Consider the following 14,831-nt stretch of genomic DNA (forward strand, 5'->3'; position numbering starts at 1 on the left):
AGGAAGATGAAGGTGCCTCGGGTTACTGTGATCGGAGCGGGGCTGGCTGGCTCAGAGGCCGCTTGGCAATTAGCTAAAGCCGGAATAGAAGTGGATTTGTATGAGATGCGGCCGACACAAAGTACTCCTGCCCATCATACTCCGTACTTTGCTGAACTTGTTTGTACTAATTCTCTGCGCTCGAATCTCTTGACAAATGCAGTGGGACTACTTAAAGAAGAAATGCGAAGGCTAGACTCAATCATTATTCGTATAGCTGATCTTACAGCGGTTCCAGCGGGGGGCGCGCTGGCGGTCGATCGTGAACAATTTTCTGCAGATATTACCAAAACTTTAGAAAATCATCCGCTTATTCGAATTTATAGGGAAGAAGTAAAGGCATTACCACAAAATCAACTTTGTATCGTTGCCACTGGGCCTTTGACATCTCAAGCCATGTCGGAGCAGATTGCCCGTTTAATGGGAGAAGATTATTTGTATTTTTTCGATGCTGCTGCGCCAATATTAACGCGAGAATCAGTCAATATGGATAAAGTGTTTGCGCAATCTCGTTATGACAAAGGAGATGCAGATTATTTAAACTGTCCTTTTACAGAACAGGAATTTGATGATTTCTATGACGCCCTTGTTCATGCTGAGACAGCACCTCTTAAAGAGTTTGAAGAAGAGAAGTATTTTGAAGGGTGTATGCCTATAGAAGTTATGGCGAAAAGAGGAAAACAGACACTTCTGTTTGGCTCTATGAAACCTGTGGGTTTGACTGATCCGCGGACAGGCAAGCGTCCCTTTGCTGTTGTGCAGCTTAGACAGGACAATGCAGCTGCTACTTTGTTAAATATGGTAGGTTTTCAGACACATCTTAAATGGGGAGAACAAACCAGGGTATTTCGAATGATTCCTGGTCTCGAGAATGCGGAAATTGTTCGTTTTGGTGTGATGCATCGCAATACATATATCAATAGTCCTAAATTACTCAACCCTACTTATCAAGCCAAGATGAATCCCTATTTGTTTTTTGCGGGCCAAATGACAGGAGTAGAAGGGTATGTGGAATCAGCTGCGGCTGGACTGGTAGCTGGAATTAATGCGGGTCGACTAGCCCGAAATTTAAATCCTCTCGTTTTCCCCCAAACTACAGCTATTGGGAGTCTGGCTCACTATATCACCCAAACGGATTCTAAATATTTTCAACCGATGAATGCTACCTTTGGGCTGCTCCCTCCTCTCGATGAAAAAATTGTTGATAAAAAAAAGCGAGCCGAAAAATTGTCAGAGAGAGCTTTATATGACTTGCAGAAATTTTTGCATGGAGTGGGACATTATGTCTAAACTGAAAAATGATAGCAGGTTGTCTCTAGCAATAGATGAATTTCTAACTCAATTAGAATTTCAAATGCGTTTATCCAATCATACATTGCGTGCATATGCTGGAGATTTAGTCCATCTTCTTGATTTTTTTCAGCAGAGAATTGAAAAATGGTCGGATATCGACAGTTTGGATATTCGGACATTTCTTGCTGCTCAACGAAAGGATGGTATGAGCAAAACTACGTTGGCTCGTCGAATTTCTTGCTATAGAAAATTTTTTCAATTCCTCGTTGATCGTTCTATGATCAAGCACAATCCAATGGATGGAGTTTCCGCGCCTCGTTTGGAAAAAAAACTTCCTCAGTATTATTATCAAGAAGAAATGAATGAGTTACTCGATTCTATTCATGGGGATACTCTGGCAGATTTACGAGATCGGGCTTTGTTGGAATTCCTTTATGCTACTGGTGTACGAGTATCTGAATGCATGAATTTAAATATTGGCCATATTTCTTTGAATGAGGGATTGGCACTTGTCAGAGGTAAAGGCAGGAAAGAACGGTATGTCTTGTTTGGCTCTCAAACTGTGTCTGCTTTAAAAAAATACCTTCAAAAACGAAGTGAAAATTTGACATCTAGTGACCCGTTATTTGTCAATTTGCGAGACGGGACTCGACTGACAGATCGCAGTATCAGGAGAATTTTAAAAAAGAGAGTCGAACAAATGAAATATGGTATGAAGCCCTTAAGTCCCCATAAGATTCGCCATTCTTTTGCTACTCATTTACTGGACGGGGGGGCAGACTTACGGGTAGTTCAAGAATTATTAGGTCATGAAAGTTTGTCCAGTACTCAAATCTATACGCATACCTCACGTGAACGGCTTTCAAAAGTTTATCAAGAAACGCATCCCCGTGCTTTATCTAAAGGAGAATGATAATTGATGAATATGCATGCAACAACGATATTTGCCATATTAAAAGATGGCCAAGGTGCCATGGCTGGAGATGGCCAAGTCACTCTGGGGAATAGTATGGTCATGAAACAAGGGGCTCGCAAAGTTCGTCGTCTTTACCATGGTTCCGTTGTAGCTGGTTTTGCTGGTTCGGTTGCAGACGCATTTACTTTATTTGAGAAATTTGAAGCGCGATTGGAAGAGTTTCATGGTAATTTAGCCCGTTCTGTAGTGGAACTGGCCAAAGAGTGGCGTTCCGATAAAGTTTTAAAAAATTTAGAAGCGATGTTATTGACTATGAATAAAGACGCTCTCTTTATTGTTTCAGGAAACGGCGAAGTGATTGAGCCTGATGATGGTATTTGTGCCATTGGTTCAGGGGGAGCTTATGCGCTAGCAGCTGGACGTGCGTTGGCTCGTAATACTTCCATGAAACCAGCGGAAATCGCCAGAAACGCATTACAAATTGCTTCCGAAATATGTGTATTTACAAATGATCATATTATCGTGGAATCAGTTGGAGAGTGAGAAAATCAATAAAGCTCATACAGGAGGAATTGGATTGGACAAGGATTTGACCCCAAAGCAGATAGTTGAAGAACTTGATAAATATATTGTCGGTCAAAAGGCGGCGAAGCGAGCTGTTGCTGTTGCATTGCGTAATCGTTATCGAAGAGGTCGTCTCAATGTGGAATGGCAGGAAGAAATCACACCCAAAAATATTCTAATGATTGGACCAACAGGCGTAGGTAAGACAGAAATCGCGAGACGCTTAAGTCGATTGGTTGGCGCGCCTTTTATTAAGGTTGAAGCGACAAAATTCACGGAAGTAGGATATGTTGGACGAGATGTTGAAGCGATGATTCGAGATCTCGTTGAAACAGCTATACGCATGGTCAAATCTGAACAAATGCAACGTGTGCAAGATGAAGCGCGCAAAGCTGCTGACGAACGGATTTTGGAGGCGCTTGTTCCCGATCCGGAGTCTAAAAAATCAGGTGTCAATCCATTCGAGATGCTGTTTGCTGGTGGTCAACAGCATAACCATCAACCTTCTGAATCGGTTCGTAATGAGAGAAAAAGGATGAAACAACAACTGGATATGGGGATATTGGAAGAACGCCTGATTGAAATAGATGTTGAAGAACAAACTCAGGCTCCGATTGGTTTTATGCCGGGAATTGGAGCGGAAGGGCTTGGCAACTTACAGGAAGCCTTAGGAAATTTACTACCTAAAAATCGTAAGAGAAGAAAAATGACCGTACGGGAAGCTCGAGAAGTTCTTGCTCAAGAAGAAGCCCAAAGGTTAATCGATATGGATTCAGTAACATCGGAAGCCATTTTTCGTGCAGAAAATCGAGGCATTATTTTTATAGACGAATTAGATAAGATTGCTGGCAAAGATTCTCGTGGTCCGGATGTATCAAGGGAAGGAGTACAGAGAGATATACTTCCAATAGTTGAAGGTTCTACTGTAGCCACTAAATATGGGGCAGTCAAAACAGATCATATTTTATTTATTGGCGCAGGAGCATTTCACATGGCTAAACCGTCTGATTTAATTCCGGAATTACAGGGACGCTTTCCTATTCGTGTTGAATTAGAACCATTGACCGCTGCAGAATTCGTGAGAATTTTAAAAGAACCTAAACATTCGCTGCTTAGACAGTACGCCGCTCTTCTGGAAACTGAAGGGGTTCATGTTGAATTTACAGAAGAAGCGATTCTGCGTATTGCTGAGATGGCGGAAAAAGTCAATCAGGAAACTGAAAATATTGGAGCCCGACGTTTGCATACTTTACTTGAAAGAGTACTAGAGGATTTGTCTTTTGAAGCTCCTGAGGTTCATCTGGGACAAGTGACAATTACACCTGAATATGTGGATGAAAAATTGAAAAATATTGTTGTTAATCGTGATCTGAGTCAATATATTCTATAAGTCTTTAGCGTAAACGATGATTTTTTCAATCCAAGTGAAATCTGATTCATAGATACTCAGTAAATATAAGCAAGTTTCTCGAGTTGTTTTTGCGTCCCGGATTTGGGGCGCTTTATTTTTTTGCCATTCTCGATGCTGGATTCAAAACTGGAGTGAAAAACTCTTATCCACTTGTTTTGAGATAATGGATTTTTGTGCAGGAATTTGTCGGTTATTGACGAATAAAGTAGCGTTCACTGAAGAAATAAAGCTTGATATTTACTGTGTGATGTGTGAAAAGGTTTGGAGGAGTTTATGTGCTTGATGGAATAGCAATGGACGCTTTGGATAAAGCGCTGCAGATTGCCGATTTACGCCAACAGGTGTATGCCAATAATATTGCTAATGTGAATACTCCGGGTTATAAAACCGAGCATGTGACTTTCTCGAATGTTCTAAATCAATCCTCGCAACTCATGCAGCAAAAATATATTCCAATCTCTTCAGACACTGCGAATCTCAATGTTTCGTCTTTTTTACAAAGTAATCCAGTTATTACAACCTCGAATACTAGTATTGAAAATAATGGTAACAATGTGAGTCTGGATAGTCAGATGGCCAAAATGGCAGCAAATGCAATTCGTTATAATGCGTTAGTTCAAGATATGCAAATGAGATTTCAAAGATTGCAAACTGCAATCAATGGAGGCTGATGAAGATGGCGGGATGGATGGGGAGTTTATCCATCAGTGCTTCTGGGCTGACCGCGCAACGTTTGGTCATGGATATTGTCTCTAATAATATCGCGAATGCAGATACTACTCGTACTCCTCAAGGTGGCCCCTATCGTAAAGAGATTGCTATATTGCAACCCATTGCTGCTTCGGGTAGTTTTGCTGACGCTTTGCAACAAGCTGGTGTTCAAAATGTATCGAACGCTACGGACGGTGTTCAAGTATCTGCGATTGTACAGGCACCTGGTCCATTTAAGCTCGTTTACGATCCTTCTTCTCCAGATGCGGTAAATGGCTATGTGGAAATGCCTAATGTAAATATAAGCGCTGAAATGGTAGACTTGATGTCCGCCAGTCGTGCCTATGAAGCAAATGCTACAGCGTTTGATGCTACTAAAAGTATGATGATGTCTGCTATTAATCTTGGTAAATAGTTAGATTTTATAGAGAAAGCAGGGGTAAGTGATGACGGTAAATCCTGTATTTGGCCTTTCTCAAATCATCCCTTCTTTACAAACATCGTCCAAATCTTCAGCTCACCATACTTCAGGTGAAAATTTCCTGCAATATCTTCAGAATGCGTTGGGACAAGTGAATCAACTGTCTCAGAATGCCGACCAAGCAGCAATCGATTATGCTGAAGGTGGCAATATTTCTATTGATCAAGTTATGGTTGCTGAACAAAAGGCGTCGATTGCCTTGGATGCGCTGGTTCAGGTCAATAATCGTGTGGTTAATGCTTACAACACAGTCATGAATATGCAAGTGTAGTGAGATTGCCGCAGTATTCCTCTACCTCATGTGGGCAAGGGTCAGCTAGATAAAGGACAAGGTGGGCAAACTTGGGCGAGACAATCAAGAGTTACGCATTGAGGATCCGAAGTCGATGGTCTTCGTTTACTCCTAATCAAAAGAGAAACATACTGATTGCGATAGTGGCTTTTTTGGTAGCGCTCATAGCAATCCTTTGGATTGCTTTGCGTCCAAACTACGTTACGATAATGTCTGGTCTTGACAATCAATCTTTGGGGGAAGTCCAAACGCAATTAGAAAATTTAAAAATTCCTTCCGAGATTGAGGGTTCGTCTGTATTGGTTCCGCAAAACGATGCCAATACAGCTCGGATTCAGCTCGCTATGGCGGGATTGCCAAAATCGGGTTACATAGGATACAGTTCGGTTTCATCCTCGTTTGGAATGACGCAGGATCAGTTCAACTTACAAGTTTTAAATGCGCTTCAAGAAAATCTGAGCAATACTATTGAAAGTATCAATGGGGTAGAGAGTGCTCAAGTCTACATTGTTATGCCTCAGCAGCAAATTTTCATCTCGCAGCCGGAGGGTACAGCTAAAGCTTCCGTTTTCCTTCAGTTAGGGACAGGAGTTCAATTGTCACCTGCACAAGTGGCTGGGATACAGCAATTGGTCGCTGATTCAGTCAAGGGATTAAGTGTCAATAATGTTACGGTGGTTGATCAAAACGGAATTACGCTATCCTCTTCTGATTCGGCTAATGGAGCATTGGGTCTTTCCACTACGACATCTTCTGAAATCGCTATTCGTCAACAGCTTGATCAAAGTATGACTCAACAATTGCAAGCAGGATTGGATCAAATAGTGGGTACTGGCAACGCGGTGGTTATGGTTCATGCGAATATCTCTTTTAATCAGGTAACTACTAAATCACATATTCTACAGCTTGCCCCAGGCCAAACTACAGGTCTGCCAACCAGTACTCAGACAATACGCAGTTCTTCGACAAATGGCAGTGCAGCAGGTGGACCGGCTGGACAAGCGAGCACAAATCCAGGGTTGTCTACTTATGCGGCAAACGGTTCGACTGGCAATAGCACTTCCACTAGTTCACAGTCCACAACGAATTATGCAAACAGTTATGTCAATACGACAAAGGTTGCCGATCCGGTCCAAATCAATGGATACTCGGTGGCTGTGTTTCTCAATGGGACTAGTCAGTCGATTCCATCATCCACTTTAAATCAAATTAAAAATTTTGTTGCAAACGCAGTTGGACAAGCTGCGCCTGGTAATCGAAATTCTATCTCAGTTGCGGTTATGCCATTCAATAAACAGCAGCCCGTACAATTTCCGCAGAAAAACAACAGTTTACTCTATGCTGGTCTTGGTTTGTTGGCATTAATTGTTCTTGGTGGGGGCTTTTTCTTATACAGGCGCAATCAAAGATCAAAACTTAAGATGGATGAACAACTTGTTTTTGCTAATGATGCGGTTGAAGAACTGGGAAATTTGCCTTTACGTGATGAAGAAAAAATGAAAGAACAGTTAGCAACTTTGGCAAGTAAAAAGCCTGAAGAATTCGCTAGTTTGCTTCGCTCTTGGTTAATGGATTCCTGATGAGGAAGGGGGTGCTTTTCTGTGCAAAAGGCTCGAAAAATTTCTGGACGACAGAAAGCAGCGATTCTGCTGATTTCGTTAGGGCATGAAGTGGCAGCCAAAATTTATCAGCAGTTGGCTCCTGAAGAGGTTGAACAACTGACCTTTGAAATTGCCAACTTGAGTAAAGTGGATTTGGAACAACGGGAGTCTGTTCTGAAAGAGTTTCGGGATATAGCCATGGCTAAAGAATATATCACAACAGGTGGTATCTCGTTTGCTCGAGAAGCATTAGAAAAAGCTCTGGGTGCGGAGCAAGCAGAGAGTATTTTGCAAAAATTGACGGCAAGCCTGCAAGTTCGTCCCTTTCATTTTGCCCGAAAAGCCGATCCAAACCAATTGTTGAGTTTTTTGCAAGATGAGCACCCGCAAACTATGGCTTTGGTGCTTACTTATTTAGAACCGGCTCAGGCATCCCTTATTATCTCGGCTTTACCGCACAATTTACAAGCAGACGTTGCTCGCAGAATAGCTTTGATGTCTGGCACTTCTCCTGATGTGATTGCGAATGTCGAGGAAGTTTTAGAAGAAAAATTATCGACTATGGCCTCGTTTGACAGTACGCAAACAGGCGGTGTGGATGCGGTAGTTAAAATTTTGAATGGTGTAGATCGCAGTACAGAAAAAGCTATTTTGGAGACTCTTGAATTGGAAAATCCAGAATTGGCTGATGAAATCAAACGTAAAATGTTTGTTTTCGAAGATATTGTGCTTTTGGATGGACGTTCCATTCAGCGCGTTATTCGCGATGTCGATCCAAAAGATTTACAACTTGCGCTCAAAGTTTCCAGTGAAGAAGTTCAGAATATTGTATTTGAAAATATGTCAAAGAGGATGGTCGAGACCTTTAAGGAAGATATGGAATTTATGGGGCCTGTCCGTTTGCGGGATGTAGAAGATGCCCAGCAACGTATTGTAGGTGTCATTCGTCGACTTGAGGAATCTGGAGAAATCATTGTGGCTCGGGGCGGGGGTGACGATATCATTGTCTAATGTTATGAAGCACACCCTTAAAAATATTCATATCAGTGGTTCAACTGCAATTCCAGCGCCAGAATTGCGATCGACAGAATCAGTCAGTGAATTGGTTGCTCATCATACTTGTGAACCACATCAGTTTGGATTAGCTGAATTTTGGGAAGCTGAGCGAAGAAAAGTAGAAGCTTTGCTCATTGAGGCGGAACGTTCCGCTCAACGGCTTTTGGAAAAAGCGAAATTGGATGCTGCCAGTATTACTGAGTCGGCTCGTCAGGCTGGTTATGAGAGTGGTTATGAAGAGGGAAAATGGCAGGCTTATCAAGAATTTGAGGTTCAGTATCAAAAATATTTGGATGAATTCATTCAGTTGATGATGGAATGTAGTCAGTTGCCTGCGAAGATTGCTGGTCATGTCATTGAACCTTTATCGACAGCAGTAATGGAATCTTTGCGTCGCCTCTTGGATAGAGAATTGCATTTGCAACCTGCAGAAATTGAAGAGGAAATAAAATCAGCACTCCGTGTCGTACTTGATGCTGGAAAAATTGAAATTCATCTTCATCCAGATGATTATCGGCGTCTACCTGAGTGGTTTTTAGATCGCGTTCATCAACAAGGTCTACAACAAGAAATAATCGTGATTACAGACGAAACGGTGACTCAAGGTGGTTTTGAAATACGCAGTAATGTGGGGCGTGTGGATGCAACGGTTGAGACAAAAATAGAGCTATTACACCCTTTGTTCAAGGAATTCATTGAACGGAGTGTCTTGCCATGAGTCAGCCGTTGGATAAATTTCTTCAACAATTATCTGAAACACGGTTGTTTCGCTTGACTGGTCGAGTAACGAAAGTTGTAGGTATGACCATTGAGTCTATCGGTCCTCGTGCTATGGTGGGTGATGTTTGTCGAATTGTATCTGAACTGGGAACAGAGTGCCTGGCTGAAGTTGTCGGTTTTCGCGATGAGCGCCTTGTCTTAATGCCGTTGGGTGAAATTCGCGCAGTAGCTCCTGGAGCGGATGTCATTGTCTCCGGGAGTTCACTTGTGGTTCCCTCAGGCATGCAATTGTTAGGACGCGTGTTGAATGGTTTGGGTCAAGTGATGGATGATGGACCCAGTCTGGATGATCAAGAGGGAGAAGCTAAGCTGGAGACTTCTTCTCCTCATCCGTTGCAGAGATTGATGATTGATAAACCGTTTATTACAGGCATACGTGCAATCGATTCGCTGTTGACGGTAGGACGTGGGCAGAGAATGGGGATTTTTGCTGGGAGCGGCGTTGGCAAATCAACACTTCTTTCCATGATTGCAAGACATGCAGAAGCGGATGTGAGTGTCATTGCCCTCATTGGTGAACGGGGAAGAGAAGTTCGGGAGTTTTTAGAGCACGATCTCGGTTCGCAAGGCTTGTCGCGAAGTGTTGTAGTAGTGGCCACATCAGATCAGCCTGCGCTTGTCCGATTAAAAGCGGCGCATGTGGCTACAGCGATTGCAGAGTCTTTTCGTGATGAAGGTTTACACGTCAATCTCATGTTAGATTCGATTACTCGCTTTGCCATGGCTTTACGTGAAGTGGGGCTGGCCGCTGGAGAACCACCAACCAGTCGAGGCTATACTCCCTCTGTTTTTGCAGCTTTGCCGAAGCTTCTCGAACGTGCTGGAGCTGGTCATCGTGGTACCATCACCGCTTTCTACACTGTTCTTGTGGACGGAGATGATTTAAATGATCCGATATCCGATGCTGTCCGCGGCATTCTAGATGGCCATGTGGTTCTTTCAAGAAAAATTGCTCATTCGGGACATTTTCCGGCAATTGATGTATTAGCTAGTATTAGCAGACTTTTTCCGACTCTTGCTAGTTCAGAACAGTTGGAAGCGACACGTGTTTTGAGAGGTTGGCTACAGCGTTATCGAGATGTGGAAGATTTAGTCCGTATAGGAGCTTACCAACCAGGATCCGATCCTGATGCTGACATGGCTATTCGAAAAATGCCTGAGATTGTAAAGTTTCTACGCCAGGACAAAGAAGAAAAAGAAGACTATTCCACAACAATGCGCAGATTAGCTGAGTTGGTGGGGGTAACGACATGAATGATTTTCATAGATTTTCCAAACGTTTTGGAAAGATTCAAGGCAAATTGCAAGAACAGGCAGAAAGAGAGTATGCGTATGCGCTTTCTCAAATCGTATCTGTCACCGAGCAAATGGCGTCTTTGAAAGATGAACTGACGATGGCGATGCACAATCGGGCCGATATTTCTTTGCTTCAAGACTGGCCCTTATGGGAACAGCGTGTTCGATATTTACAACAGCAACTCATGAGGTATCAGGAATGGCTTTCTGAATTGGAAGGTCAAGCCAATCTAAAACGTACTCAACTCCATAAAGCTCATCAACAATCTGAGAAATGGAAATCTATTGTGGGTAAGTTGGACGAGGAGTGGCAGGCTCAAGTTGCAGCGAGTGTGCAGCGTGAAGCAGATGAAGTTGCAATGATTCGCTTTGGAAGGAGTCAAACTGCCGGTGGCTAAGGATATGACTGCGGGGTCCAATTCCATAGTGAAGCGCATTTTAATATGGGGATTGCTCTTGATACTGACTGTGCTCATTGCAGTTGGATTAATTGGTGGAGCACTGTCTTTCGTGGGATTTCCAGTGATGAAAACCGCTCAGCGGCTATTTCAAGGGAAGCCACAAACATCTCATTCAACTGCTGCGCAACAGGAAGTTGTATCTTTGCAAAGTCAACTGTCTGTAGCGCGATCGACCGATAACCGGCTGCAAGCTTCGGTGGACTCGGATATTCAACAAATACATGTGCTGCAGCAGGAAATTGATAAATTACAAAGTCAGTTGAAATCACAAATTTCTGCCAATGCAACCGCTAAAGCAGAAAGTAATATCCTTATTCAAATGGATCCCCAAAGTGCTGCGGCAGTCTTGGAAAAAATGACTCCCGAAGAAGCAGCCAGGACGATTGCGCAAATGCCTGCAAGTGATTCGGGAGCGATTTTAGCCGATGTTCCCCCAAACTTGGCAAGTGAACTGTTGAGTATGGCAGCAAGTTTTGCACCGCAGAATCAATCTTAATTGAAGTGAGGACAATGAAATCTTTCGGATAACAAACTTTGTTTTCAAAGACATTGAAAGGAGGTGATTACGAACATGATGATGAGTCATATGAATGCTTTATTCCAACAGGGGACTTCTGAAAGCCAACTTTCTGCAGAGAAGATAAAATCGAACGAATCTTCCCAATCGCATAGACTTTCGCAAATCTCTTTTCACCATTTGCTGGGTAACGGGATGGAAAAGTTAGATGCGAACAATAGTTTATCCCGAAAGGCTAAGGGACATTTACGACAGAAAGGCAATGCCAATGATCTGCATGGGCAGTCAACCAGAGCAGCAAAGCATGCAAGTTCTTCTGTTCAACAAGAACCTGTTTCTGCGTCTGTGCCTTTTTCAGTTCCGGTGCAAACCCAGAGGATGTTGAACAAAAATTCGTTTCATCCAGCGCATGGAGCCGTTACAGAGCAAATACATGCAAATGGAAAAAAGCCAAAAGATTTTTTTGCAATGAGTGAAGAACCCTTAACATTACCTTCAAGTCTAGTAAAGAAAGTTAAACACTTGTCTGTTCGATCCGACAAATTGCTTACTGCTCAAAAGTTTTCAAGTGTTGCGGTTTCTAGAACCTCTTATCTTGCGGATGGGAAGATTTCTGTTGAAGGATCCAATAAGGATAAAAAAACGGCGGTACCGGAATCCTTATGGAACCAGACTGTCAATGCTGACGAAAGCAGTTCAGCCCAAAAACCCCTAATCAAAAGAGGGATATTGCAACAATCATCGATGGAGGCTGAATCTGCTAAAGCTATTGTTACAAATTTGTCTCGAACGGATGTTCGTCTTACGTTAAGTCGTTCCATCCGCCATCGACAGAGGCTATTGAAAGTGAATCAGTCTACCGGGTTGTCCAATTCAGCAAAGAATGTTTCCCGTAATCGTGGAAAATCGAGCATTTCTACTCTATCATTCAAAAAATTGCTTGTGAAAACCGCATCTCCTAGTTCGCAACAAAATCTATGGATTGAACCAACTAGTGCACAAATCACGAAAATGTCTTTGGATCCATTTTCGGGCAGTACATCTGGGCAACTGCAGTTTCATTTGCAGCATCCTGATGCCGTGCAGATGATGAATCAGTTTATCGTGCTTGGTAAACAAAAAAATCTTCAGCAATTGACCGTTCAGGTTCATCCGGAAGGGTTGGGGAGTATCTCCATTCAAGTTCAAAAAACGGATGCGGGCATCCAAATACAAATGTTGGCCTCACAGTCCGCTACTTTGCAATGGCTCCAATCCAAAATTTCCGAACTACAAACGAGCTTGCAAGGAAGCGGAATTCAACTGAGTGGTTTAGCAGTGGGATTGCAAAATGGCCAGTCCTTTACGGGTGGGCAGCAATCTTCAGGTCGACCCTTTAGCCGTTCTAGCAAAAGTGTGCCATCTGCAGAACTGGCTGTATCGAGTACTGCAACCCGATGGTCCATCGAGCAGCGGGGTAGTCATGAGGCTCAAATTTCTCGTATTGACATCAAAGTTTAAGGAGGGAATATCATGTCAGTCAATGGATCGAGCATACTGAGCAATCAGGAGTTGAGTCAAAACTCATTCATGCAACTGATGGTTCAACAAATGAAATATCAAGATCCACTGAACCCTATGTCGAATACCCAATTTCTATCTCAACTTGCCCAATTTACAGCGCTTCAGCAAATGACTGCTGTAGCTCAATCCACAAGTAGTACTCAGACAGAAGTACAAAATTTAGTGACGGATATCAGTATGCTATTGGCTCATCAATTACTTGGTACCACTGTCCAAATCAAAAACGGCAGTCAAACAGTGACTGGTCAGGTGAGCGGAGTACAGATGGGACAAAACGGTCCTGAAGTGCTGATTAATCAACAGGCGTACCCGTTGTCTGATGTTGAGGAGATGAACTCTTAAATGAAAGGCGAGCCGTTGCCGTATTCCTTAGTCGGCCGGTTGCAGTCTGGTGCCAATGCGAAGTTGTACAATACTTCTTCAACGGCCAATCAAACTTCCCAAGCTCCATCTGTCTCACCTTTTGCGAATTTTTTACAGAAGGCTGAATCGGTTCAAAACAAGCAGAGCGAATCGGTGACCAATTTGAAAATCAGTGGTCATGCTGCAATGAGATTGCGCGAAAGGGGTATAGAGCTTTCTAAAAAAGATTGGGAGCAGATTGGGCAAGGGGTCGATCGCGTTGCAGCCAAAGGTGGTAAGGAAGCTTTATTGATGTATGGGAAAAATGGTTTCCTAGTGCACGTGCCAAGTCGTACGGTCATTACTTCCTGGTCTGAACTATCCAATGAAGTGATTACCAAAATCGACAGTGTGGTCATGGTTCCGCAGTTGGACCCGCAAGGGAGACTGTGAAACGGGGAGCGACTGAACCGTTTCAATGAAAAGCAAAGAGATCTTGAAAAATATTAGGATAAAATTCTGTGGACAACGAGGAGGATGAACCATGTTACGCTCATTAGGTTCTGCTGTGTCTGGAATGGATGCGTTTCAGACTGACCTTGATGTAGTTGGCAACAATATTGCGAACGTCAATACCATTGGTTATAAATCGGCACGTGCGGTATTTGCTGACATGCTGAGTCAAACTTTGTCAGGTGCGACTGCGCCAACGTATCCAGGTACTACCTCTACTAGCACCAATTTATCGGGCGGTGTAAACGCACAGCAAGTTGGACTGGGGACACAAATTGAAGCCATTCAAAATGAATGGACGCAAGGAGCGGATCAAACGACGGGCAATCCTTTGGATGTGGCCATCAATGGTGCAGGGTTGTTTGCTGTAACACCCGATCCGAATAGCAGCATAGCTCTTACCAACAATCAGTTATCTGGTTCTAATTCCTCTGTCTACTATACGCGTGCAGGAGATTTTTCACTGGACGCCAACAGCAATTTAGTTTTGCCTAATGGCAATGTGGTGTTGGGTTACGAGGTAACCAGTTCTAGCGATTCTTCCGCCAATACAAGTAGTCTAGTACCCATTAATATTAATACATTAGTAACCCAGGCTGGAGGCAAAACCAATTCAAGCTCGACCACTGGTTCTTGGACCCTTGCATCTAATCCAAACGTCACCATCGGTTCAGATGGCTCCATTACGGTCACTGACATGAGTGGAAATACTCACGTAATTGGCTACCTGGCGCTTGCTACATTTCCCAATTATGGTGGATTACAAAAAATTGGCGATTCAGAGTGGAGCGTAACAGGCAATTCAGGGCAGGCCACTTTTGGCACGCCGAGCTCTACTAGTGGTACTTTACAGTCTGGTGCTGTTGAGCAGTCTAACGTGGATTTAACTCAAGAATTTGCGGAAATGATTGTCGCCCAGAATGGTTATGCTGCAAATTCACAAGTCATTTCTACGGACAAGCAGATTCTTCAGACGCTGATGAATAACGTCTGAT

General features: G+C 43.2%; 17 protein-coding genes. All 17 read left to right on the top strand.

Annotated features, from left to right (window positions below; all coding sequences use genetic code 11):
- Positions 1 to 6 precede the first annotated feature (6 nt).
- The 17 genes from trmFO (at position 7) to ACOJUR_RS07530 (ending at position 14,830) form a co-directional block, all read left to right on the top strand.
- Positions 7 to 1,329, top strand: a complete 1,323-nt coding sequence (gene trmFO / locus ACOJUR_RS07450; protein WP_072874130.1) for a methylenetetrahydrofolate--tRNA-(uracil(54)-C(5))-methyltransferase (FADH(2)-oxidizing) TrmFO — start codon at positions 7 to 9, stop codon at positions 1,327 to 1,329.
- On the top strand, positions 1,322 to 2,245 hold the full coding sequence (gene xerA, locus ACOJUR_RS07455; RefSeq protein WP_072874129.1) for a site-specific tyrosine recombinase/integron integrase: 924 nt from the start codon (positions 1,322 to 1,324) through the stop codon (positions 2,243 to 2,245). Before trmFO ends, xerA begins: the two co-directional genes overlap by 8 nt.
- Before the next feature lie 6 nt (positions 2,246 to 2,251).
- Positions 2,252 to 2,791, top strand: coding sequence for an ATP-dependent protease subunit HslV (hslV, locus tag ACOJUR_RS07460; RefSeq protein ID WP_072874128.1), 540 nt, complete (start codon positions 2,252 to 2,254; stop codon positions 2,789 to 2,791).
- The gene (hslU, locus tag ACOJUR_RS07465) at positions 2,757 to 4,202 is read left to right on the top strand and encodes an ATP-dependent protease ATPase subunit HslU (RefSeq protein ID WP_083574206.1); all 1,446 of its coding nucleotides are present in this window, start codon (positions 2,757 to 2,759) and stop codon (positions 4,200 to 4,202) included. Before hslV ends, hslU begins: the two co-directional genes overlap by 35 nt.
- Positions 4,203 to 4,498: 296 nt before the next feature.
- The gene (gene flgB, locus ACOJUR_RS07470) at positions 4,499 to 4,894 is read left to right on the top strand and encodes a flagellar basal body rod protein FlgB (RefSeq protein WP_083574205.1); all 396 of its coding nucleotides are present in this window, start codon (positions 4,499 to 4,501) and stop codon (positions 4,892 to 4,894) included.
- Positions 4,895 to 4,899: 5 nt separating this feature from the next.
- Entirely contained in the window at positions 4,900 to 5,349 is a 450-nt protein-coding gene (gene flgC / locus ACOJUR_RS07475; RefSeq protein ID WP_420949626.1) for a flagellar basal body rod protein FlgC, read from the top strand.
- 31 nt (positions 5,350 to 5,380) lie between these two features.
- Positions 5,381 to 5,686: a flagellar hook-basal body complex protein FliE gene (gene fliE / locus ACOJUR_RS07480; RefSeq protein WP_072874127.1), complete on the top strand. Its 306-nt coding sequence runs from the start codon at positions 5,381 to 5,383 to the stop codon at positions 5,684 to 5,686.
- A 71-nt stretch (positions 5,687 to 5,757) separates the two neighbouring features.
- A complete protein-coding gene (gene fliF, locus ACOJUR_RS07485; RefSeq protein WP_420949627.1) occupies positions 5,758 to 7,287 on the top strand; it encodes a flagellar basal-body MS-ring/collar protein FliF in 1,530 nt (509 codons plus the stop codon).
- A 21-nt stretch (positions 7,288 to 7,308) separates the two neighbouring features.
- The gene (fliG, locus tag ACOJUR_RS07490; protein WP_420949628.1) at positions 7,309 to 8,319 is read left to right on the top strand and encodes a flagellar motor switch protein FliG; all 1,011 of its coding nucleotides are present in this window, start codon (positions 7,309 to 7,311) and stop codon (positions 8,317 to 8,319) included.
- On the top strand, positions 8,312 to 9,082 hold the full coding sequence (locus ACOJUR_RS07495) for a FliH/SctL family protein (RefSeq protein ID WP_420949629.1): 771 nt from the start codon (positions 8,312 to 8,314) through the stop codon (positions 9,080 to 9,082). The genes fliG and ACOJUR_RS07495 overlap by 8 nt, the downstream gene beginning before the upstream one ends.
- Complete coding sequence (locus ACOJUR_RS07500) at positions 9,079 to 10,398, top strand: FliI/YscN family ATPase (protein WP_072874123.1); 1,320 nt, start codon at positions 9,079 to 9,081, stop codon at positions 10,396 to 10,398. Before ACOJUR_RS07495 ends, ACOJUR_RS07500 begins: the two co-directional genes overlap by 4 nt.
- Positions 10,395 to 10,838: a flagellar FliJ family protein gene (locus ACOJUR_RS07505; RefSeq protein WP_420949630.1), complete on the top strand. Its 444-nt coding sequence runs from the start codon at positions 10,395 to 10,397 to the stop codon at positions 10,836 to 10,838. Before ACOJUR_RS07500 ends, ACOJUR_RS07505 begins: the two co-directional genes overlap by 4 nt.
- On the top strand, positions 10,831 to 11,397 hold the full coding sequence (locus ACOJUR_RS07510; RefSeq protein ID WP_072874121.1) for a magnesium transporter MgtE N-terminal domain-containing protein: 567 nt from the start codon (positions 10,831 to 10,833) through the stop codon (positions 11,395 to 11,397). Before ACOJUR_RS07505 ends, ACOJUR_RS07510 begins: the two co-directional genes overlap by 8 nt.
- A 75-nt stretch (positions 11,398 to 11,472) precedes the next feature.
- On the top strand, positions 11,473 to 12,918 hold the full coding sequence (locus ACOJUR_RS07515; protein WP_420949631.1) for a flagellar hook-length control protein FliK: 1,446 nt from the start codon (positions 11,473 to 11,475) through the stop codon (positions 12,916 to 12,918).
- A gap of 12 nt (positions 12,919 to 12,930) precedes the next feature.
- The gene (locus ACOJUR_RS07520; protein ID WP_072874119.1) at positions 12,931 to 13,323 is read left to right on the top strand and encodes a flagellar hook assembly protein FlgD; all 393 of its coding nucleotides are present in this window, start codon (positions 12,931 to 12,933) and stop codon (positions 13,321 to 13,323) included.
- The gene (locus ACOJUR_RS07525) at positions 13,324 to 13,776 is read left to right on the top strand and encodes a hypothetical protein (RefSeq protein WP_420949632.1); all 453 of its coding nucleotides are present in this window, start codon (positions 13,324 to 13,326) and stop codon (positions 13,774 to 13,776) included.
- A gap of 91 nt (positions 13,777 to 13,867) precedes the next feature.
- Positions 13,868 to 14,830 (top strand): flagellar hook-basal body complex protein, encoded by a 963-nt coding sequence (locus ACOJUR_RS07530; protein WP_420949633.1) that lies wholly within the window; start codon positions 13,868 to 13,870, stop codon positions 14,828 to 14,830.
- Position 14,831 lies beyond the last annotated feature (1 nt).

Origin of the sequence: Alicyclobacillus tolerans, from assembly GCF_048984885.1 — a bacterium.
In the GTDB taxonomy this organism is placed as follows: Bacteria; Bacillota; Bacilli; order Alicyclobacillales; family Alicyclobacillaceae; genus Alicyclobacillus_I; species Alicyclobacillus_I tolerans.

Bases quoted from the DNA above. Each gene is read 5' to 3' on its own strand.
- ACOJUR_RS07525 (WP_420949632.1), top strand. From the start codon at position 13,324: ATGAAAGGCGAGCCGTTGCCGTATTCCTTAGTCGGCCGGTTGCAGTCT.
- xerA (WP_072874129.1), top strand. From the start codon at position 1,322: ATGTCTAAACTGAAAAATGATAGCAGGTTGTCTCTAGCAATAGATGAA.
- ACOJUR_RS07515 (WP_420949631.1), top strand. From the start codon at position 11,473: ATGATGATGAGTCATATGAATGCTTTATTCCAACAGGGGACTTCTGAA.
- ACOJUR_RS07500 (WP_072874123.1), top strand. From the start codon at position 9,079: ATGAGTCAGCCGTTGGATAAATTTCTTCAACAATTATCTGAAACACGG.
- hslU (WP_083574206.1), top strand. From the start codon at position 2,757: ATGATCATATTATCGTGGAATCAGTTGGAGAGTGAGAAAATCAATAAA.
- ACOJUR_RS07520 (WP_072874119.1), top strand. From the start codon at position 12,931: ATGTCAGTCAATGGATCGAGCATACTGAGCAATCAGGAGTTGAGTCAA.
- trmFO (WP_072874130.1), top strand. From the start codon at position 7: ATGAAGGTGCCTCGGGTTACTGTGATCGGAGCGGGGCTGGCTGGCTCA.
- ACOJUR_RS07505 (WP_420949630.1), top strand. From the start codon at position 10,395: ATGAATGATTTTCATAGATTTTCCAAACGTTTTGGAAAGATTCAAGGC.
- hslV (WP_072874128.1), top strand. From the start codon at position 2,252: ATGAATATGCATGCAACAACGATATTTGCCATATTAAAAGATGGCCAA.
- fliE (WP_072874127.1), top strand. From the start codon at position 5,381: ATGACGGTAAATCCTGTATTTGGCCTTTCTCAAATCATCCCTTCTTTA.
- flgC (WP_420949626.1), top strand. From the start codon at position 4,900: ATGGCGGGATGGATGGGGAGTTTATCCATCAGTGCTTCTGGGCTGACC.
- ACOJUR_RS07530 (WP_420949633.1), top strand. From the start codon at position 13,868: ATGTTACGCTCATTAGGTTCTGCTGTGTCTGGAATGGATGCGTTTCAG.